Below are 19,333 nucleotides of genomic sequence, written 5' to 3'. Positions count from 1 at the left end.
TGCGACTATAAATAAAACCTTATAACAAAAAAGATGTATTCAATTTATAATCTATTTCTAAAAAAAATTAATAATACCACTTATTACTTTTTGCACTAGCAAATAAAAAGAACGCTAGTATGCCAATTTAAAACGTATAACTATAAATAAAATTTTGTGATTGATAAAAAAATATTCTACTTATATAATTTACTTGATATACAAATTATACCGTTCCTTACTTTTCAATTAATGTGCTCGTAAATATTATAATATAGTTTTAAATAAATCCGAGAAAACCATTGCTTTCTCGGACCTATTCAATTTAATTCTTAATAATTTATATATACCCAACCTGTTACAGGTTTTCTATCATCTTTATTAAAGTAAATGATATAATAATAAGTTCCTACAGGTACTTTTTGATCTTTCTGAATAGTTATTTTACCATCAGAATATCCATCCCACCATTCAACTGGTGTTTTACCTTTATTACTATAGTCATATACTTTAGCTCCCCATCTATCAAATATCTCTATTCTGAAATTTGGATACCTACTTAATAATGGTACAATAAAGTAATCATTATCACCATCTCCATTTGGTGAGAAGGCCTCAGGTATGATTGTACAAGATGTTACATCTAAGTAATTAGGTTTACCATCAAAATCACAATCATCATCATACCAAATACCATTTTCATTATCATCTTCTTCATATGTTGGCGTACCATCATTATCATCATCAGTATCTCTATAATCTACATCATCATTAATTGCCCCTACTGTTGGATCATAATCAAAATTAGGTAGATTATTTGCCGGATCATTAATTTCATCATTAGGATCAATATCATTAAGATTTGAACCTTCATAACCGTCATCTAACCCATCACCGTCAGTATCCGTATCAATTGGATCAACATCTGGATGACCATCATGATCTAAATCATGTCCTTCAATATAATCATGAACACCATCATTATCAGAATCTTCATCTAAATAATCAGGATCATCGGCCCCATCCGTATTTTCAGGCGTAATACCTTCTCCTGAACCTGGAGTAGTTTCATAAGCATCATCTAAACCATTTCCATCAGAATCAAAACCTGAAGGTTCTATATAACCGGTTGTTGATTGCCCTTCTACATTATCAGGAATACCATCTCCATCCGCATCAATATCTAAATAATTAGGATTCGTATCACTATCTAAATTATCTATCCCTTCAACTAGTGTTAAGATACCGTCATTATCATCATCAATATCTAAATAATTTGGTTGGAAGTCATTATCAAAATCATCATCAAATGGATCTCCATTATTATTGATATCTTCATCAAAAGTAGCTACACCATCTCCATCATCATCAGTATCTCTATAATCTAACGATGCATCTCCATCTGTATCTGGTAAGTCAGTTAACGGATTATCAATTTCGTCGTTAACATCAAAACCGTCATTGGTATCAAATCCTTCAAAAGCATCATCTAATCCATCTTCATCAAGATCACTGCCACTATAAGAAACATCAGGAATACCATCATGATTGGCATCATTTCCTTCAATACTATCTACTACATTGTCATTATCACTATCAGTATCTAAATAATCAGGACTATCTATTCCATCTGTATTAACAGGTGTAAGACCTTCGCCAGAACCTGGTGATGTTTCGTAAGCATCATCAAGTCCATTTCCATCAGAATCAATTCCAGAAGGAGCTATATAACCTGCTGTTGTCTGAGCCTCTACATTATCAGGAATACCATCGTTATCTGAATCGATATCTAAACTATCTTGATAACCATCACTATCTGAATTACCAGAACCTTCAACAGTATCTAGAATACCATCATTATCATCATCTATATCATATAGATCGGCAACATTATCTCCATCAGTATCAACTAACACTTCAATTGTTAATGTTGCAGTAGATGTATCTCCATTACTGTCTTCAATTGTATAGGTTATAGTGTCTACACCTACATAATCAGCAGTTGGTGTATATACAATATAATCATCTGTTGGATCCGTTGGCGTACTATTATCATTTATCGTCGCAGTTCCATTTGTAGGTCCAGTTGCAATTACGATTGGAGTTGAACTTGGTCCGTCTCTACCAAAATCATCGACACCATTACCATTGTCTAATAATACGGTGATACTATTATTTGTTGAATTCTCAACTACAACTACATTATCATCTTCTGCCGTTGGCAAGAAGTTAATTACGATACTATCAACAATACTTTCATCATCATCATCCAAACTATCTGCTAAATCATCTGTATCAAAACTAGCATTAAAATCACTATCTGGATCGATATTATCACCACCAGTTATTTCAGCTTGATTGTAATAACTTGTTGTTGTGTTTGCACCTGTTGTAAGCACTTCAACATTAAATGTTAATAATAAATCTGCTCCGTTTGCAATTGTTAATCCGTTCCAGTTTATAGTATTTCCTGTTAATACACCTCCATTAGAAATGGCTGTTATACTTCCAAATCCGTCAGGAACAACATCTTCTACATCTATTCCTGTTGCCGCACTTGGTCCATCATTATGAATAGTCAATGTGAATGTAACAACATCACCTGTAGTTGGATTTAAATCGCTTACCGATTTAACCAAACTCACATCAGATACTGGCTGAGGATTTACTTCAACCATATCATAATCGTCTTCATTTGTATCTCCATTATTTGGAGTAGAATCTGGATCATAATTATCAGAAGCTGTTACTTCAGCACTATTATCATAATTACCAGTTGCCAATACTGTTGCTGTAATGTTTAAGGTTGCTGAACTGCCATTTGTAATTGTTGGCACTGTCCAAACTCCTGTTCCTGAAACATATGCTCCTGAACCATCATCACTTACAAAAGTATAACCAGTCGGTAACACGTCTGTAATTTGAACTCCAGTGGCATCACTTAATCCATTATTATTCACTGTTAATGTGAACACCACATTAGTACCAACTAATGGAGCTGCATCATCAATAGTTTTTGTCATGTCTAAATCAGAAACTGCCACTGGATTTGTTCCCACAGTTGCAAAATCATCTCCACTACCGTCACCAGGCGTTGAGTCTGAATCGTCATTGTCTGAAGCTGTTACTTCTGCATTGTTTGTATAGTTACCTGTTGCATTAACTGCTGCGGTTATTTGTAATGATGCTGAAGCAGCATTTGCGATATCACCAACGGTCCATAATCCTGTAACATCATCATATGCTCCTGTTCCATTATCACTTACATAAGTATAACCTGTTGGTAAAATATCTGTTACTTCTACTCCTGTGGCATCACTTAACCCTGCATTACTTACAGTTAATGTAAATATTACATTTGAACCTACATATGGAGTTGCATTGCTTACAGTTTTTGTCATTGATAAGTCAGATACAGCAGTTGGACTGACGCTTATAGTATCGCTTTCATCATCATCTGGGTTTCCATCAGATAAATCATCAGTACCAAAACTTGTTGTTGGATCACTATCCAAATCAAGATTATCAGATGCTGTAATTTCTGCTCTATTTCCATAATTTCCACCAGCCAACACTCTTGCTGTAAACTCATAAGTTGCTGATGCACCCGAAGCAATCGTTAAACCTGACCAACTAATGGTGTTTCCAGAAACTGATGAACCTGCTGTTATTGCTGTTACAGTATCATATCCATTAGGCACAACATCTTCAAATGTAACTCCCGTTGCACTACTTGGACCGTCGTTTGTTACGGTTAACGTAAATGTTACATTATTACCTACTGCAGGTGTTAAATTATCAACTGCTTTTGTGATACTCAAGTCAGACACTGCGACTGGAGTTGTATTTACTGTTGCATAATCATCACCAGCTCCATCTCCTGGAGTTGAATCAGGATCTGTATTGTCAGACGCTGTTACTTCAGCTGTATTTGTATAATTTCCTGTGGCATCTACACTCGCTGTTATTTGAATACTTTCTGATCCATTTAACGAGATATTAGGTACTGTCCAAATTCCTGTTCCGTCATCATAAGCTCCTGAACTATTATCAGACACATATGTATAACCTGTTGGTAATGCATCAGTCACTTGAACACCTGTTGATGTGCTTGGCCCAGCATTATTTAAAGTCAATGTAAACACTATATTTGAACCTACATTAGGTGTGGCATCGTTCACTGTTTTAGTTAATGACAAGTCAGAAACTGCAGCTGGACTCGTACTTACACTAGCATAATCATCACCGCTACCATCTCCTGGAGTTGAATCTGGATCTGTATTATCAGATGCTGTTACTTCAGCCTCGTTAGTATAATTACCAGTTGCAACTACACTAGCTGTTATTTGTAAACTTTCAGATCCGTTTAACGGGATGTTTGGTACTGTCCAAATTCCTGTTCCGTCATCATAAGCTCCTGAACTATTATCAGACACATATGTATAACCTGTTGGTAATGCATCTGTCACCTCAATGCCTGTTGCTGTGCTTGGCCCTGCATTATTTACAGTTAATGTAAATACTACATTTGAACCTACGTTAGGTGTGGCATCGTTCACTGTTTTAATTAATGACAAGTCAGAAACTGCTGCTGGACTTGTACTTACACTAGCATAATCATCACCGCTACCATCTCCTGGAGTTGAATCTGGATCTGAATTATCAGATGCTGATACTTCAGCCTCGTTAGTATAATTTCCTGTTGCATCTACACTCGCTGTTATTTGTAAACTTTCAGATCCGCTTAACGGAATGTTTGGCACTGTCCAAATTCCTGTTCCATTAACATAAGCACCTGAACTATTATCAGACACATATGTATAACCTGTTGGCAATACATCTGTCACCTGAACACCTGTTGCAGTACTTGGCCCTGCATTATTTACAGTTAATGTAAATACTACATTTGAACCTACGTTAGGCGTTGCATTGTTAACTGTTTTTGTCATTGACAAATCAGAAACTGCTGCTGGACTCGTACTTACACTAGCATAATCATCACCGCTACCATCTCCCGGAGTTGAATCAGGATCTGTATTGTCAGATGCTGTTACTTCTGCAACATTTGTATAAACTCCGGTTGCATTAACAGTTGCTGTTATTTGAATACTTTCTGAACCACTTAAAGAGATGTTAGGTACTGTCCAAATTCCTGTTCCGTCATCATAAGCTCCTGAACTATTATCAGACACATATGTATAACCTGTTGGTAATGCATCTGTCACCTCAATGCCTGTTGCTGTGCTTGGCCCTGCATTATTTACAGTTAATGTAAATACTACATTTGAACCTACGTTAGGCGTTGCATTGTTCACTGTTTTAGTTAATGACAAGTCAGAAACAGCACTAGGACTAATACTTACTGTATTACTTTCATCATCGTCTGCATCTCCATCTGTATAATCATCATCATCAAAGCTAGAAGTAGGATCAGAATCAGGATCTACGCTTCCAGAAGCTGTTATTTCAGCTCTGTTACCATAATTTCCTGTAGCCAACACTTGAGCTGTAAATTCTAATACTGTTGATGATCCTGTTGAAACAGATAATCCTGACCAACTAATTGTATTTCCAGTTACAGTTCCTCCTGAAGTTATTGCCGTAACGGAACCATAACCGTTAGGTACAACATCTTCTACTGTTACTCCTGTAGCATTGTTGCCACTATTTGCAACAGTTAATGTAAAGGTTACTGTATCGCCAACATTAGGTGTATTCGTACTTACTGCTTTTGTGATACTTAAATCTGCATATTCTATAGGCGTCTCTGCTGTATCTGTTTCTGCTATTGCTATTTCGTCAGTAGTTACTGAAACTTCATTAACAACATTTGTACCTGCATTTGCTCTTCTTTGGAAATCGGCCAATGTTGTGGTATAACTTATAGTGTAAGTCCAAGTTTCGCCTTTATCTATAACATTCGCTGTTCCCGCATCTCCTGTCGGTCCTGTTAAACTTCCATTGGTACCATCTGGTAATACATCAGCAATAACTATATTCGTTAAATCTAAATCTCCATCATTTTCTAAAGTTATCGTATAACCTAATGTTTGTCCAATAGCTGTAACCGTAGCTGGGCCAATTGTTTGTGTTTTTGTAACAACCACATTTGCATTACATCCAGGAGCTGTTAAAGTTACTGTCGTTGGATCAATTACTTCACATTCTGTTACTGAGTTCTTAACTGCTATTGTATAAGGCGAACCTCCGGCTGTCAAATCATTAAACACATTTGAAGTTTGATATGTTACTCCTCCATCAATACTATATACCAAATTAGAACCTGTAGCCGTAATAGTTATTGTACCATCATTTAATATTGGACAACTAGCTGTTGTTGGGTCTGTTGAAGATACACTATCTATAACAGGAACATTTGTATCTTCTGTAATCACTACGGTATCAGTTGCAGTACACCCATTGTCTGTATCGGTAATGGTTAAAGTATAAGTACCTGCTGCACTAATCGTTGGTGTGGCTGTTGCTGCTCCACTGTCTATCGTTCCATCTGCGGTGGTCCATGCATAACTTAGTGCACCTTGTCCTGAAGACCCAGTTCCGTCTAAGTTTAATGTCGTTACCGCACATGTTAAGGTAGCATCCGATCCTGCATCGGCTGTTGGTGCTAAAATATCTTCTGTAATTACTACCGTATCCGTTGCAGTACATCCATTGTCTGCATCTGTAATGGTTAAGGTATAGGTACCTGCTGCACTAATCGTTGGGGTAGCTGTCGCCGCTCCACTATCTATCGTTCCATCTGCTGTGGTCCATGCATAGGTTAAAGCTCCTTGTCCTGATGAACCGCTGGCATCTAAGTTTAATGTCGTTACCAAACAGGTTAACTCCGCATCCGTACCTGCATCTGCCGTAGGGGCTGCAATGTCTTCTGTAATTACTACTGTATCCGTGGCAGTACATCCATTGTCTGCATCGGTAATGGTTAAAGTATAGGTACCTGCTGCACTAACCGTTGGTGTGGCAGTTGCTGCTCCACTATCTATCGTTCCATCTGCGGTGGTCCAGGCATAGGTTAAAGCACCTTGTCCTGATGATCCACTTGCGTCTAAGTTTAATGTCGTTACATTACAGTTTAATTCTGCATCCGTTCCTGCATCTGCCGTAGGGGCTGCAATGTCTTCTGTAATTACTACCGCATCAGACGAAGCACAGCCTGTAGTCGTATTGGTTACTGTTAAAGTATACGTACCCGCTGAGCTGATTGTTGGAGTTACTGTAGTTGCTCCACTATCAATCGTTCCATCTGCTGTGGTCCATGCATAAGTTACTCCTGCTGCCGTTGATCCTGATCCATCTAAGTTTAATGTAGTTACCAAACAGGTTAACTCCGCATCCGTGCCTGCATCAGCCGTTGGTAAGGCTGCATCTTCTGTAATCACTACGGTATCAGTTGCAGTACACCCATTGTCTGCATCGGTAATGGTTAAAGTATAAGTACCTGCTGCACTAATCGTTGGTGTGGCTGTTGCTGCTCCACTGTCTATCGTTCCATCTGCGGTGGTCCATGCATAACTTAGTGCACCTTGTCCTGAAGACCCAGTTCCGTCTAAGTTTAATGTCGTTACCGCACATGTTAAGGTAGCATCCGATCCTGCATCGGCTGTTGGTGCTAAAATATCTTCTGTAATTACTACCGTATCCGTTGCAGTACATCCATTGTCTGCATCTGTAATGGTTAAGGTATAGGTACCTGCTGCACTAATCGTTGGGGTAGCTGTCGCCGCTCCACTATCTATCGTTCCATCTGCTGTGGTCCATGCATAGGTTAAAGCTCCTTGTCCTGATGAACCGCTGGCATCTAAGTTTAATGTCGTTACCAAACAGGTTAACTCCGCATCCGTACCTGCATCTGCCGTAGGGGCTGCAATGTCTTCTGTAATTACTACTGTATCCGTGGCAGTACATCCATTGTCTGCATCGGTAATGGTTAAAGTATAGGTACCTGCTGCACTAACCGTTGGTGTGGCAGTTGCTGCTCCACTATCTATCGTTCCATCTGCGGTGGTCCAGGCATAGGTTAAAGCACCTTGTCCTGATGATCCACTTGCGTCTAAGTTTAATGTCGTTACATTACAGTTTAATTCTGCATCCGTTCCTGCATCTGCCGTAGGGGCTGCAATGTCTTCTGTAATTACTACCGCATCAGACGAAGCACAGCCTGTAGTCGTATTGGTTACTGTTAAAGTATACGTACCCGCTGAGCTGATTGTTGGAGTTACTGTAGTTGCTCCACTATCAATCGTTCCATCTGCTGTGGTCCATGCATAAGTTACTCCTGCTGCCGTTGATCCTGATCCATCTAAGTTTAATGTAGTTACCAAACAGGTTAACTCCGCATCCGTGCCTGCATCAGCCGTTGGTAAGGCTGCATCTTCTGTAATCACTACGGTATCAGTTGCAGTACACCCATTGTCTGCATCGGTAATGGTTAAAGTATAAGTACCTGCTGCACTAATCGTTGGTGTGGCTGTTGCTGCTCCACTGTCTATCGTTCCATCTGCGGTGGTCCATGCATAACTTAGTGCACCTTGTCCTGAAGACCCAGTTCCGTCTAAGTTTAATGTCGTTACCGCACATGTTAAGGTAGCATCCGATCCTGCATCGGCTGTTGGTGCTAAAATATCTTCTGTAATTACTACCGTATCCGTTGCAGTACATCCATTGTCTGCATCTGTAATGGTTAAGGTATAGGTACCTGCTGCACTAATCGTTGGGGTAGCTGTCGCCGCTCCACTATCTATCGTTCCATCTGCTGTGGTCCATGCATAGGTTAAAGCTCCTTGTCCTGATGAACCGCTGGCATCTAAGTTTAATGTCGTTACCAAACAGGTTAACTCCGCATCCGTACCTGCATCTGCCGTAGGGGCTGCAATGTCTTCTGTAATTACTACTGTATCCGTGGCAGTACATCCATTGTCTGCATCGGTAATGGTTAAAGTATAGGTACCTGCTGCACTAACCGTTGGTGTGGCAGTTGCTGCTCCACTATCTATCGTTCCATCTGCGGTGGTCCAGGCATAGGTTAAAGCACCTTGTCCTGATGATCCACTTGCGTCTAAGTTTAATGTCGTTACATTACAGTTTAATTCTGCATCCGTTCCTGCATCTGCCGTAGGGGCTGCAATGTCTTCTGTAATTACTACCGCATCAGACGAAGCACAGCCTGTAGTCGTATTGGTTACTGTTAAAGTATACGTACCCGCTGAGCTGATTGTTGGAGTTACTGTAGTTGCTCCACTATCAATCGTTCCATCTGCTGTGGTCCATGCATAAGTTACTCCTGCTGCCGTTGATCCTGATCCATCTAAGTTTAATGTAGTTACCAAACAGGTTAACTCCGCATCCGTGCCTGCATCAGCCGTTGGTAAGGCTGCATCTTCTGTAATCACTACGGTATCAGTTGCAGTACACCCATTGTCTGCATCGGTAATGGTTAAAGTATAAGTACCTGCTGCACTAATCGTTGGTGTGGCTGTTGCTGCTCCACTGTCTATCGTTCCATCTGCGGTGGTCCATGCATAACTTAGTGCACCTTGTCCTGAAGACCCAGTTCCGTCTAAGTTTAATGTCGTTACCGCACATGTTAAGGTAGCATCCGATCCTGCATCGGCTGTTGGTGCTAAAATATCTTCTGTAATTACTACCGTATCCGTTGCAGTACATCCATTGTCTGCATCTGTAATGGTTAAGGTATAGGTACCTGCTGCACTAATCGTTGGGGTAGCTGTCGCCGCTCCACTATCTATCGTTCCATCTGCTGTGGTCCATGCATAGGTTAAAGCTCCTTGTCCTGATGAACCGCTGGCATCTAAGTTTAATGTCGTTACCAAACAGGTTAACTCCGCATCCGTACCTGCATCTGCCGTAGGGGCTGCAATGTCTTCTGTAATTACTACTGTATCCGTGGCAGTACATCCATTGTCTGCATCGGTAATGGTTAAAGTATAGGTACCTGCTGCACTAACCGTTGGTGTGGCAGTTGCTGCTCCACTATCTATCGTTCCATCTGCGGTGGTCCAGGCATAGGTTAAAGCACCTTGTCCTGATGATCCACTTGCGTCTAAGTTTAATGTCGTTACATTACAGTTTAATTCTGCATCCGTTCCTGCATCTGCCGTAGGGGCTGCAATGTCTTCTGTAATTACTACCGCATCAGACGAAGCACAGCCTGTAGTCGTATTGGTTACTGTTAAAGTATACGTACCCGCTGAGCTGATTGTTGGAGTTACTGTAGTTGCTCCACTATCAATCGTTCCATCTGCTGTGGTCCATGCATAAGTTACTCCTGCTGCCGTTGATCCTGATCCATCTAAGTTTAATGTAGTTACCAAACAGGTTAACTCCGCATCCGTGCCTGCATCAGCCGTTGGTAAGGCTGCATCTTCTGTAATCACTACGGTATCAGTTGCAGTACACCCATTGTCTGCATCGGTAATGGTTAAAGTATAAGTACCTGCTGCACTAATCGTTGGTGTGGCTGTTGCTGCTCCACTGTCTATCGTTCCATCTGCGGTGGTCCATGCATAACTTAGTGCACCTTGTCCTGAAGACCCAGTTCCGTCTAAGTTTAATGTCGTTACCGCACATGTTAAGGTAGCATCCGATCCTGCATCGGCTGTTGGTGCTAAAATATCTTCTGTAATTACTACCGTATCCGTTGCAGTACATCCATTGTCTGCATCTGTAATGGTTAAGGTATAGGTACCTGCTGCACTAATCGTTGGGGTAGCTGTCGCCGCTCCACTATCTATCGTTCCATCTGCTGTGGTCCATGCATAGGTTAAAGCTCCTTGTCCTGATGAACCGCTGGCATCTAAGTTTAATGTCGTTACCAAACAGGTTAACTCCGCATCCGTACCTGCATCTGCCGTAGGGGCTGCAATGTCTTCTGTAATTACTACTGTATCCGTGGCAGTACATCCATTGTCTGCATCGGTAATGGTTAAAGTATAGGTACCTGCTGCACTAACCGTTGGTGTGGCAGTTGCTGCTCCACTATCTATCGTTCCATCTGCGGTGGTCCAGGCATAGGTTAAAGCACCTTGTCCTGATGATCCACTTGCGTCTAAGTTTAATGTCGTTACATTACAGTTTAATTCTGCATCCGTTCCTGCATCTGCCGTAGGGGCTGCAATGTCTTCTGTAATTACTACCGCATCAGACGAAGCACAGCCTGTAGTCGTATTGGTTACTGTTAAAGTATACGTACCCGCTGAGCTGATTGTTGGAGTTACTGTAGTTGCTCCACTATCAATCGTTCCATCTGCTGTGGTCCATGCATAAGTTACTCCTGCTGCCGTTGATCCTGATCCATCTAAGTTTAATGTAGTTACCAAACAGGTTAACTCCGCATCCGTGCCTGCATCAGCCGTTGGTAAGGCTGCATCTTCTGTAATCACTACGGTATCAGTTGCAGTACACCCATTGTCTGCATCGGTAATGGTTAAAGTATAAGTACCTGCTGCACTAATCGTTGGTGTGGCTGTTGCTGCTCCACTGTCTATCGTTCCATCTGCGGTGGTCCATGCATAACTTAGTGCACCTTGTCCTGAAGACCCAGTTCCGTCTAAGTTTAATGTCGTTACCGCACATGTTAAGGTAGCATCCGATCCTGCATCGGCTGTTGGTGCTAAAATATCTTCTGTAATTACTACCGTATCCGTTGCAGTACATCCATTGTCTGCATCTGTAATGGTTAAGGTATAGGTACCTGCTGCACTAATCGTTGGGGTAGCTGTCGCCGCTCCACTATCTATCGTTCCATCTGCTGTGGTCCATGCATAGGTTAAAGCTCCTTGTCCTGATGAACCGCTGGCATCTAAGTTTAATGTCGTTACCAAACAGGTTAACTCCGCATCCGTACCTGCATCTGCCGTAGGGGCTGCAATGTCTTCTGTAATTACTACTGTATCCGTGGCAGTACATCCATTGTCTGCATCGGTAATGGTTAAAGTATAGGTACCTGCTGCACTAACCGTTGGTGTGGCAGTTGCTGCTCCACTATCTATCGTTCCATCTGCGGTGGTCCAGGCATAGGTTAAAGCACCTTGTCCTGATGATCCACTTGCGTCTAAGTTTAATGTCGTTACATTACAGTTTAATTCTGCATCCGTTCCTGCATCTGCCGTAGGGGCTGCAATGTCTTCTGTAATTACTACCGCATCAGACGAAGCACAGCCTGTAGTCGTATTGGTTACTGTTAAAGTATACGTACCCGCTGAGCTGATTGTTGGAGTTACTGTAGTTGCTCCACTATCAATCGTTCCATCTGCTGTGGTCCATGCATAAGTTACTCCTGCTGCCGTTGATCCTGATCCATCTAAGTTTAATGTAGTTACCAAACAGGTTAACTCCGCATCCGTGCCTGCATCAGCCGTTGGTAAGGCTGCATCTTCTGTAATCACTACGGTATCAGTTGCAGTACACCCATTGTCTGCATCGGTAATGGTTAAAGTATAAGTACCTGCTGCACTAATCGTTGGTGTGGCTGTTGCTGCTCCACTGTCTATCGTTCCATCTGCGGTGGTCCATGCATAACTTAGTGCACCTTGTCCTGAAGACCCAGTTCCGTCTAAGTTTAATGTCGTTACCGCACATGTTAAGGTAGCATCCGATCCTGCATCGGCTGTTGGTGCTAAAATATCTTCTGTAATTACTACCGTATCCGTTGCAGTACATCCATTGTCTGCATCTGTAATGGTTAAGGTATAGGTACCTGCTGCACTAATCGTTGGGGTAGCTGTCGCCGCTCCACTATCTATCGTTCCATCTGCTGTGGTCCATGCATAGGTTAAAGCTCCTTGTCCTGATGAACCGCTGGCATCTAAGTTTAATGTCGTTACCAAACAGGTTAACTCCGCATCCGTACCTGCATCTGCCGTAGGGGCTGCAATGTCTTCTGTAATTACTACTGTATCCGTGGCAGTACATCCATTGTCTGCATCGGTAATGGTTAAAGTATAGGTACCTGCTGCACTAACCGTTGGTGTGGCAGTTGCTGCTCCACTATCTATCGTTCCATCTGCGGTGGTCCAGGCATAGGTTAAAGCACCTTGTCCTGATGATCCACTTGCGTCTAAGTTTAATGTCGTTACATTACAGTTTAATTCTGCATCCGTTCCTGCATCTGCCGTAGGGGCTGCAATGTCTTCTGTAATTACTACCGCATCAGACGAAGCACAGCCTGTAGTCGTATTGGTTACTGTTAAAGTATACGTACCCGCTGAGCTGATTGTTGGAGTTACTGTAGTTGCTCCACTATCAATCGTTCCATCTGCTGTGGTCCATGCATAAGTTACTCCTGCTGCCGTTGATCCTGATCCATCTAAGTTTAATGTAGTTACCAAACAGGTTAACTCCGCATCCGTGCCTGCATCAGCCGTTGGTAAGGCTGCATCTTCTGTAATCACTACGGTATCAGTTGCAGTACACCCATTGTCTGCATCGGTAATGGTTAAAGTATAAGTACCTGCTGCACTAATCGTTGGTGTGGCTGTTGCTGCTCCACTGTCTATCGTTCCATCTGCGGTGGTCCATGCATAACTTAGTGCACCTTGTCCTGAAGACCCAGTTCCGTCTAAGTTTAATGTCGTTACCGCACATGTTAAGGTAGCATCCGATCCTGCATCGGCTGTTGGTGCTAAAATATCTTCTGTAATTACTACCGTATCCGTTGCAGTACATCCATTGTCTGCATCTGTAATGGTTAAGGTATAGGTACCTGCTGCACTAATCGTTGGGGTAGCTGTCGCCGCTCCACTATCTATCGTTCCATCTGCTGTGGTCCATGCATAGGTTAAAGCTCCTTGTCCTGATGAACCGCTGGCATCTAAGTTTAATGTCGTTACCAAACAGGTTAACTCCGCATCCGTACCTGCATCTGCCGTAGGGGCTGCAATGTCTTCTGTAATTACTACTGTATCCGTGGCAGTACATCCATTGTCTGCATCGGTAATGGTTAAAGTATAGGTACCTGCTGCACTAACCGTTGGTGTGGCAGTTGCTGCTCCACTATCTATCGTTCCATCTGCGGTGATCCAGGCATAGGTTAAAGCACCTTGTCCTGATGATCCACTTGCGTCTAAGTTTAATGTCGTTACATTACAGTTTAATTCTGCATCCGTTCCTGCATCTGCCGTAGGGGCTGCAATGTCTTCTGTAATTACTACCGCATCAGACGAAGCACAGCCTGTAGTCGTATTGGTTACTGTTAAAGTATACGTACCCGCTGAGCTGATTGTTGGAGTTACTGTAGTTGCTCCACTATCAATCGTTCCATCTGCTGTGGTCCATGCATAAGTTACTCCTGCTGCCGTTGATCCTGATCCATCTAAGTTTAATGTAGTTACCAAACAGGTTAACTCCGCATCCGTGCCTGCATCAGCCGTTGGTAAGGCTGCATCTTCTGTAATCACTACGGTATCAGTTGCAGTACACCCATTGTCTGCATCGGTAATGGTTAAAGTATAAGTACCTGCTGCACTAATCGTTGGTGTGGCTGTTGCTGCTCCACTGTCTATCGTTCCATCTGCGGTGGTCCATGCATAACTTAGTGCACCTTGTCCTGAAGACCCAGTTCCGTCTAAGTTTAATGTCGTTACCGCACATGTTAAGGTAGCATCCGATCCTGCATCGGCTGTTGGTGCTAAAATATCTTCTGTAATTACTACCGTATCCGTTGCAGTACATCCATTGTCTGCATCTGTAATGGTTAAGGTATAGGTACCTGCTGCACTAATCGTTGGGGTAGCTGTCGCCGCTCCACTATCTATCGTTCCATCTGCTGTGGTCCATGCATAGGTTAAAGCTCCTTGTCCTGATGAACCGCTGGCATCTAAGTTTAATGTCGTTACCAAACAGGTTAACTCCGCATCCGTACCTGCATCTGCCGTAGGGGCTGCAATGTCTTCTGTAATTACTACTGTATCCGTGGCAGTACATCCATTGTCTGCATCGGTAATGGTTAAAGTATAGGTACCTGCTGCACTAACCGTTGGTGTGGCAGTTGCTGCTCCACTATCTATCGTTCCATCTGCGGTGGTCCAGGCATAGGTTAAAGCACCTTGTCCTGATGATCCACTTGCGTCTAAGTTTAATGTCGTTACATTACAGTTTAATTCTGCATCCGTTCCTGCATCTGCCGTAGGGGCTGCAATGTCTTCTGTAATTACTACCGCATCAGACGAAGCACAGCCTGTAGTCGTATTGGTTACTGTTAAAGTATACGTACCCGCTGAGCTGATTGTTGGAGTTACTGTAGTTGCTCCACTATCAATCGTTCCATCTGCTGTGGTCCATGCATAAGTTACTCCTGCTGCCGTTGATCCTGATCCATCTAAGTTTAATGTAGTTACCAAACAGGTTAACTCCGCATCCGTGCCTGCATCAGCCGTTGGTAAGGCTGCATCTTCTGTAATCACTACGGTATCAGTTGCAGTACACCCATTGTCTGCATCGGTAATGGTTAAAGTATAAGTACCTGCTGCACTAATCGTTGGTGTGGCTGTTGCTGCTCCACTGTCTATCGTTCCATCTGCGGTGGTCCATGCATAACTTAGTGCACCTTGTCCTGAAGACCCAGTTCCGTCTAAGTTTAATGTCGTTACCGCACATGTTAAGGTAGCATCCGATCCTGCATCGGCTGTTGGTGCTAAAATATCTTCTGTAATTACTACCGTATCCGTTGCAGTACATCCATTGTCTGCATCTGTAATGGTTAAGGTATAGGTACCTGCTGCACTAATCGTTGGGGTAGCTGTCGCCGCTCCACTATCTATCGTTCCATCTGCTGTGGTCCATGCATAGGTTAAAGCTCCTTGTCCTGATGAACCGCTGGCATCTAAGTTTAATGTCGTTACCAAACAGGTTAACTCCGCATCCGTACCTGCATCTGCCGTAGGGGCTGCAATGTCTTCTGTAATTACTACTGTATCCGTGGCAGTACATCCATTGTCTGCATCGGTAATGGTTAAAGTATAGGTACCTGCTGCACTAACCGTTGGTGTGGCAGTTGCTGCTCCACTATCTATCGTTCCATCTGCGGTGGTCCAGGCATAGGTTAAAGCACCTTGTCCTGATGATCCACTTGCGTCTAAGTTTAATGTCGTTACATTACAGTTTAATTCTGCATCCGTTCCTGCATCTGCCGTAGGGGCTGCAATGTCTTCTGTAATTACTACCGCATCAGACGAAGCACAGCCTGTAGTCGTATTGGTTACTGTTAAAGTATACGTACCCGCTGAGCTGATTGTTGGAGTTACTGTAGTTGCTCCACTATCAATCGTTCCATCTGCTGTGGTCCATGCATAAGTTACTCCTGCTGCCGTTGATCCTGATCCATCTAAGTTTAATGTAGTTACCAAACAGGTTAACTCCGCATCCGTGCCTGCATCAGCCGTTGGTAAGGCTGCATCTTCTGTAATCACTACGGTATCAGTTGCAGTACACCCATTGTCTGCATCGGTAATGGTTAAAGTATAAGTACCTGCTGCACTAATCGTTGGTGTGGCTGTTGCTGCTCCACTGTCTATCGTTCCATCTGCGGTGGTCCATGCATAACTTAGTGCACCTTGTCCTGAAGACCCAGTTCCGTCTAAGTTTAATGTCGTTACCGCACATGTTAAGGTAGCATCCGATCCTGCATCGGCTGTTGGTGCTAAAATATCTTCTGTAATTACTACCGTATCCGTTGCAGTACATCCATTGTCTGCATCTGTAATGGTTAAGGTATAGGTACCTGCTGCACTAATCGTTGGGGTAGCTGTCGCCGCTCCACTATCTATCGTTCCATCTGCTGTGGTCCATGCATAGGTTAAAGCTCCTTGTCCTGATGAACCGCTGGCATCTAAGTTTAATGTCGTTACCAAACAGGTTAACTCCGCATCCGTACCTGCATCTGCCGTAGGGGCTGCAATGTCTTCTGTAATTACTACTGTATCCGTGGCAGTACATCCATTGTCTGCATCGGTAATGGTTAAAGTATAGGTACCTGCTGCACTAACCGTTGGTGTCAACGTAGTAGCATCGGTAATCGTTCCAGGACCTGTCCATAAATATGTAGCTCCTGCTGTAGAACTGCTTCCCGATAATACTAAACTTGTTACTGAACATGTTAATTCTGCAGTTGTTCCCGCTTCTACATTTGGTAAAGCTATATCTTGGGTTACTTCAACTGTATCGGTAGACTCACAACCATTGGTTCCTATTACTGTCAATGTATATGTTCCTGCCGTATCAACCGTTGGTGTCAACGTAGTGGCATCGGTAATCGTACCAGGACCTGTCCATAAATATGTAGCTCCTGCTGTAGAACTGCTTCCTGATAATGTTACACTCGTTACTGAACATGTTAACTCTGCTGTTGCTCCCGCTTCTACATTTGGTAAAGCTATATCTTGGGTTACTTCAACTGTATCGGTAGACTCACAACCATTGGTTCCTGTTACTGTCAATGTATATGTTCCTGCTGTATCAACTGTTGGTGTCAACGTAGTAGCATCGGTAATCGTTCCAGGACCTGTCCATAAGTAAGTAGTTCCTGCTGTAGAACTGCTTCCTGATAGTGTTACACTCGTTACTAAACATGTTAATTCTGCAGTTGCTCCCGCTTCTACATTTGGTAAAGCTATATCTTGGGTTACTTCAACTGTATCGGTAGACTCACAACCATTGGTTCCTGTTACTGTCAATGTATATGTTCCTGCCGTATCAACTGTTGGTGTCAACGTAGTGGCATCGGTAATCGTACCAGGACCTGTCCATAAATATGTAGCTCCTGCTGTAGAACTGCTTCCTGATAATGTTACACTCGTTACTGAACATGTTAACTCTGCTGTTGCTCCCGCTTCTACATTTGGTAAAGCTATATCTTGGGTTACTTCAACTGTATCGGTAGACTCACAACCTGTTGCCGTATTAGTAACCGTTAAGGTATATGTTCCTGCCGTATCAACCGTTGGTGTCAACGTAGTAGCATCAGTAATCGTACCAGGACCTGTCCATAAGTAAGTAATACTTGCTCCTGTTGCTGAACCTGCTCCGTCTAAACTAATAGTCGTTGTTGAACACGTAAGCTCGCCTCCTGTTCCTGCTTCTGCAGCTGGTAATGAATTAATCGTTACACTTTGAACTGAACTATTTGAACAAGTTCCTGGCGTAGTATAAGTAATTGTATATGTATTAGCTGAAGAAGTACTTAAATCGATAGCACCTGTACTAGCATTTAATGACAACCCAGCTGGGCTACTTGTAAAGGCTCCTCCTGAAACACCTGTAATAGTCGGTATTGGATCTACATCATCTTGACAATATGGTGAACCTGCATAGCTAAAAGTAGCATTTTCTAATGGGTCAATTCTTACACTAGTTGTTGTTGTATCACTACAAGTACCATCACTAAAGCTATAAGTTACCGTGTAGGTTCCTTGAGCACTTGTTTCTAAATTAATTTGACCTGTACTACTATCAATAACAAGTCCTGCAGTTGAACTATACGTTCCTCCAGTTTGACCTGTCTGAGTTACATTAGCCGAACCGTTGGCACAATAAGGACTACCTCCATAAGAAATAGTTGCTGTTGGCAATGCATTTATTGTTAACGTAACTGGTGTTCTCGTCGCACTAGCACAACTTGAAGTTGGGTCAATTCTTTCTGCATAATAAGTTGAACTACCTGCACCTGTTAGGGTAGGATTAGCAACGCTACTTCCACCTGCTATTGCGTCATACCAAGTAACATTAGTTGTTGACACCAATGCATCATTAGCATCCAATGTTTGACCTGAATTACACTCCGTTATATCTCCGTTACTCACTGGAGCAACGACTGTACTTTTTACAGTTATTGTTACTTCATCATAATCATCTTCTGAAATATTAGCTGTTCTAACACTTAAAAAAGTTGTAGTTCCTGTTTCGGCATATTGAATACGGAATTGATTTTGTAAAAGAGCGGGAGGGCTTGAAATATCTCCAGCTGTAATCGTATAACTAGATGTAAAAGTCCATGTTTCTCCTACTTCAAGTATACTATTTGTTACTCCACTTTCCGTTGGACCAGTCAATGCCAAGGCTCCAGTATGGAACATAACACTAGTATAGGATGTTGGATTTAAATCTGTATCTCCATTATTAAAAACCTCTGCACGGAAATTTAAAACGGTACCAGCTTCAGAAACATTAGTGTTTCCTGAAGTTTCCACAACATTAATAACAGAAGAATACGTTTGAGCATTAACACTAAACGCAAAAAGCCCCATTAAAAATAATAAGGATATAGATTTTTTAAATCTACTTATTTTGGTTGTGATTATTTGATTAAAATTTTTCATGGTCA

At 42.4% G+C, this 19,333-nt stretch carries 1 protein-coding gene; it reads right to left on the bottom strand.

The window, feature by feature from the left end; all coding sequences use genetic code 11:
• Positions 1–311 precede the first annotated feature (311 nt).
• Positions 312–19,328, bottom strand: a complete 19,017-nt coding sequence (locus FF125_RS01325) for a T9SS type B sorting domain-containing protein (RefSeq protein ID WP_138948095.1) — start codon at positions 19,326–19,328, stop codon at positions 312–314.
• Positions 19,329–19,333 lie beyond the last annotated feature (5 nt).

The sequence above is a fragment of the Aureibaculum algae genome (genome assembly GCF_006065315.1).
GTDB classification, from domain to species: Bacteria; Bacteroidota; Bacteroidia; order Flavobacteriales; family Flavobacteriaceae; genus Aureibaculum; species Aureibaculum algae.
The sequence above is the reverse complement of the archived record's forward strand: the minus strand, read 5'-3'. Positions and strand labels throughout refer to the sequence as shown.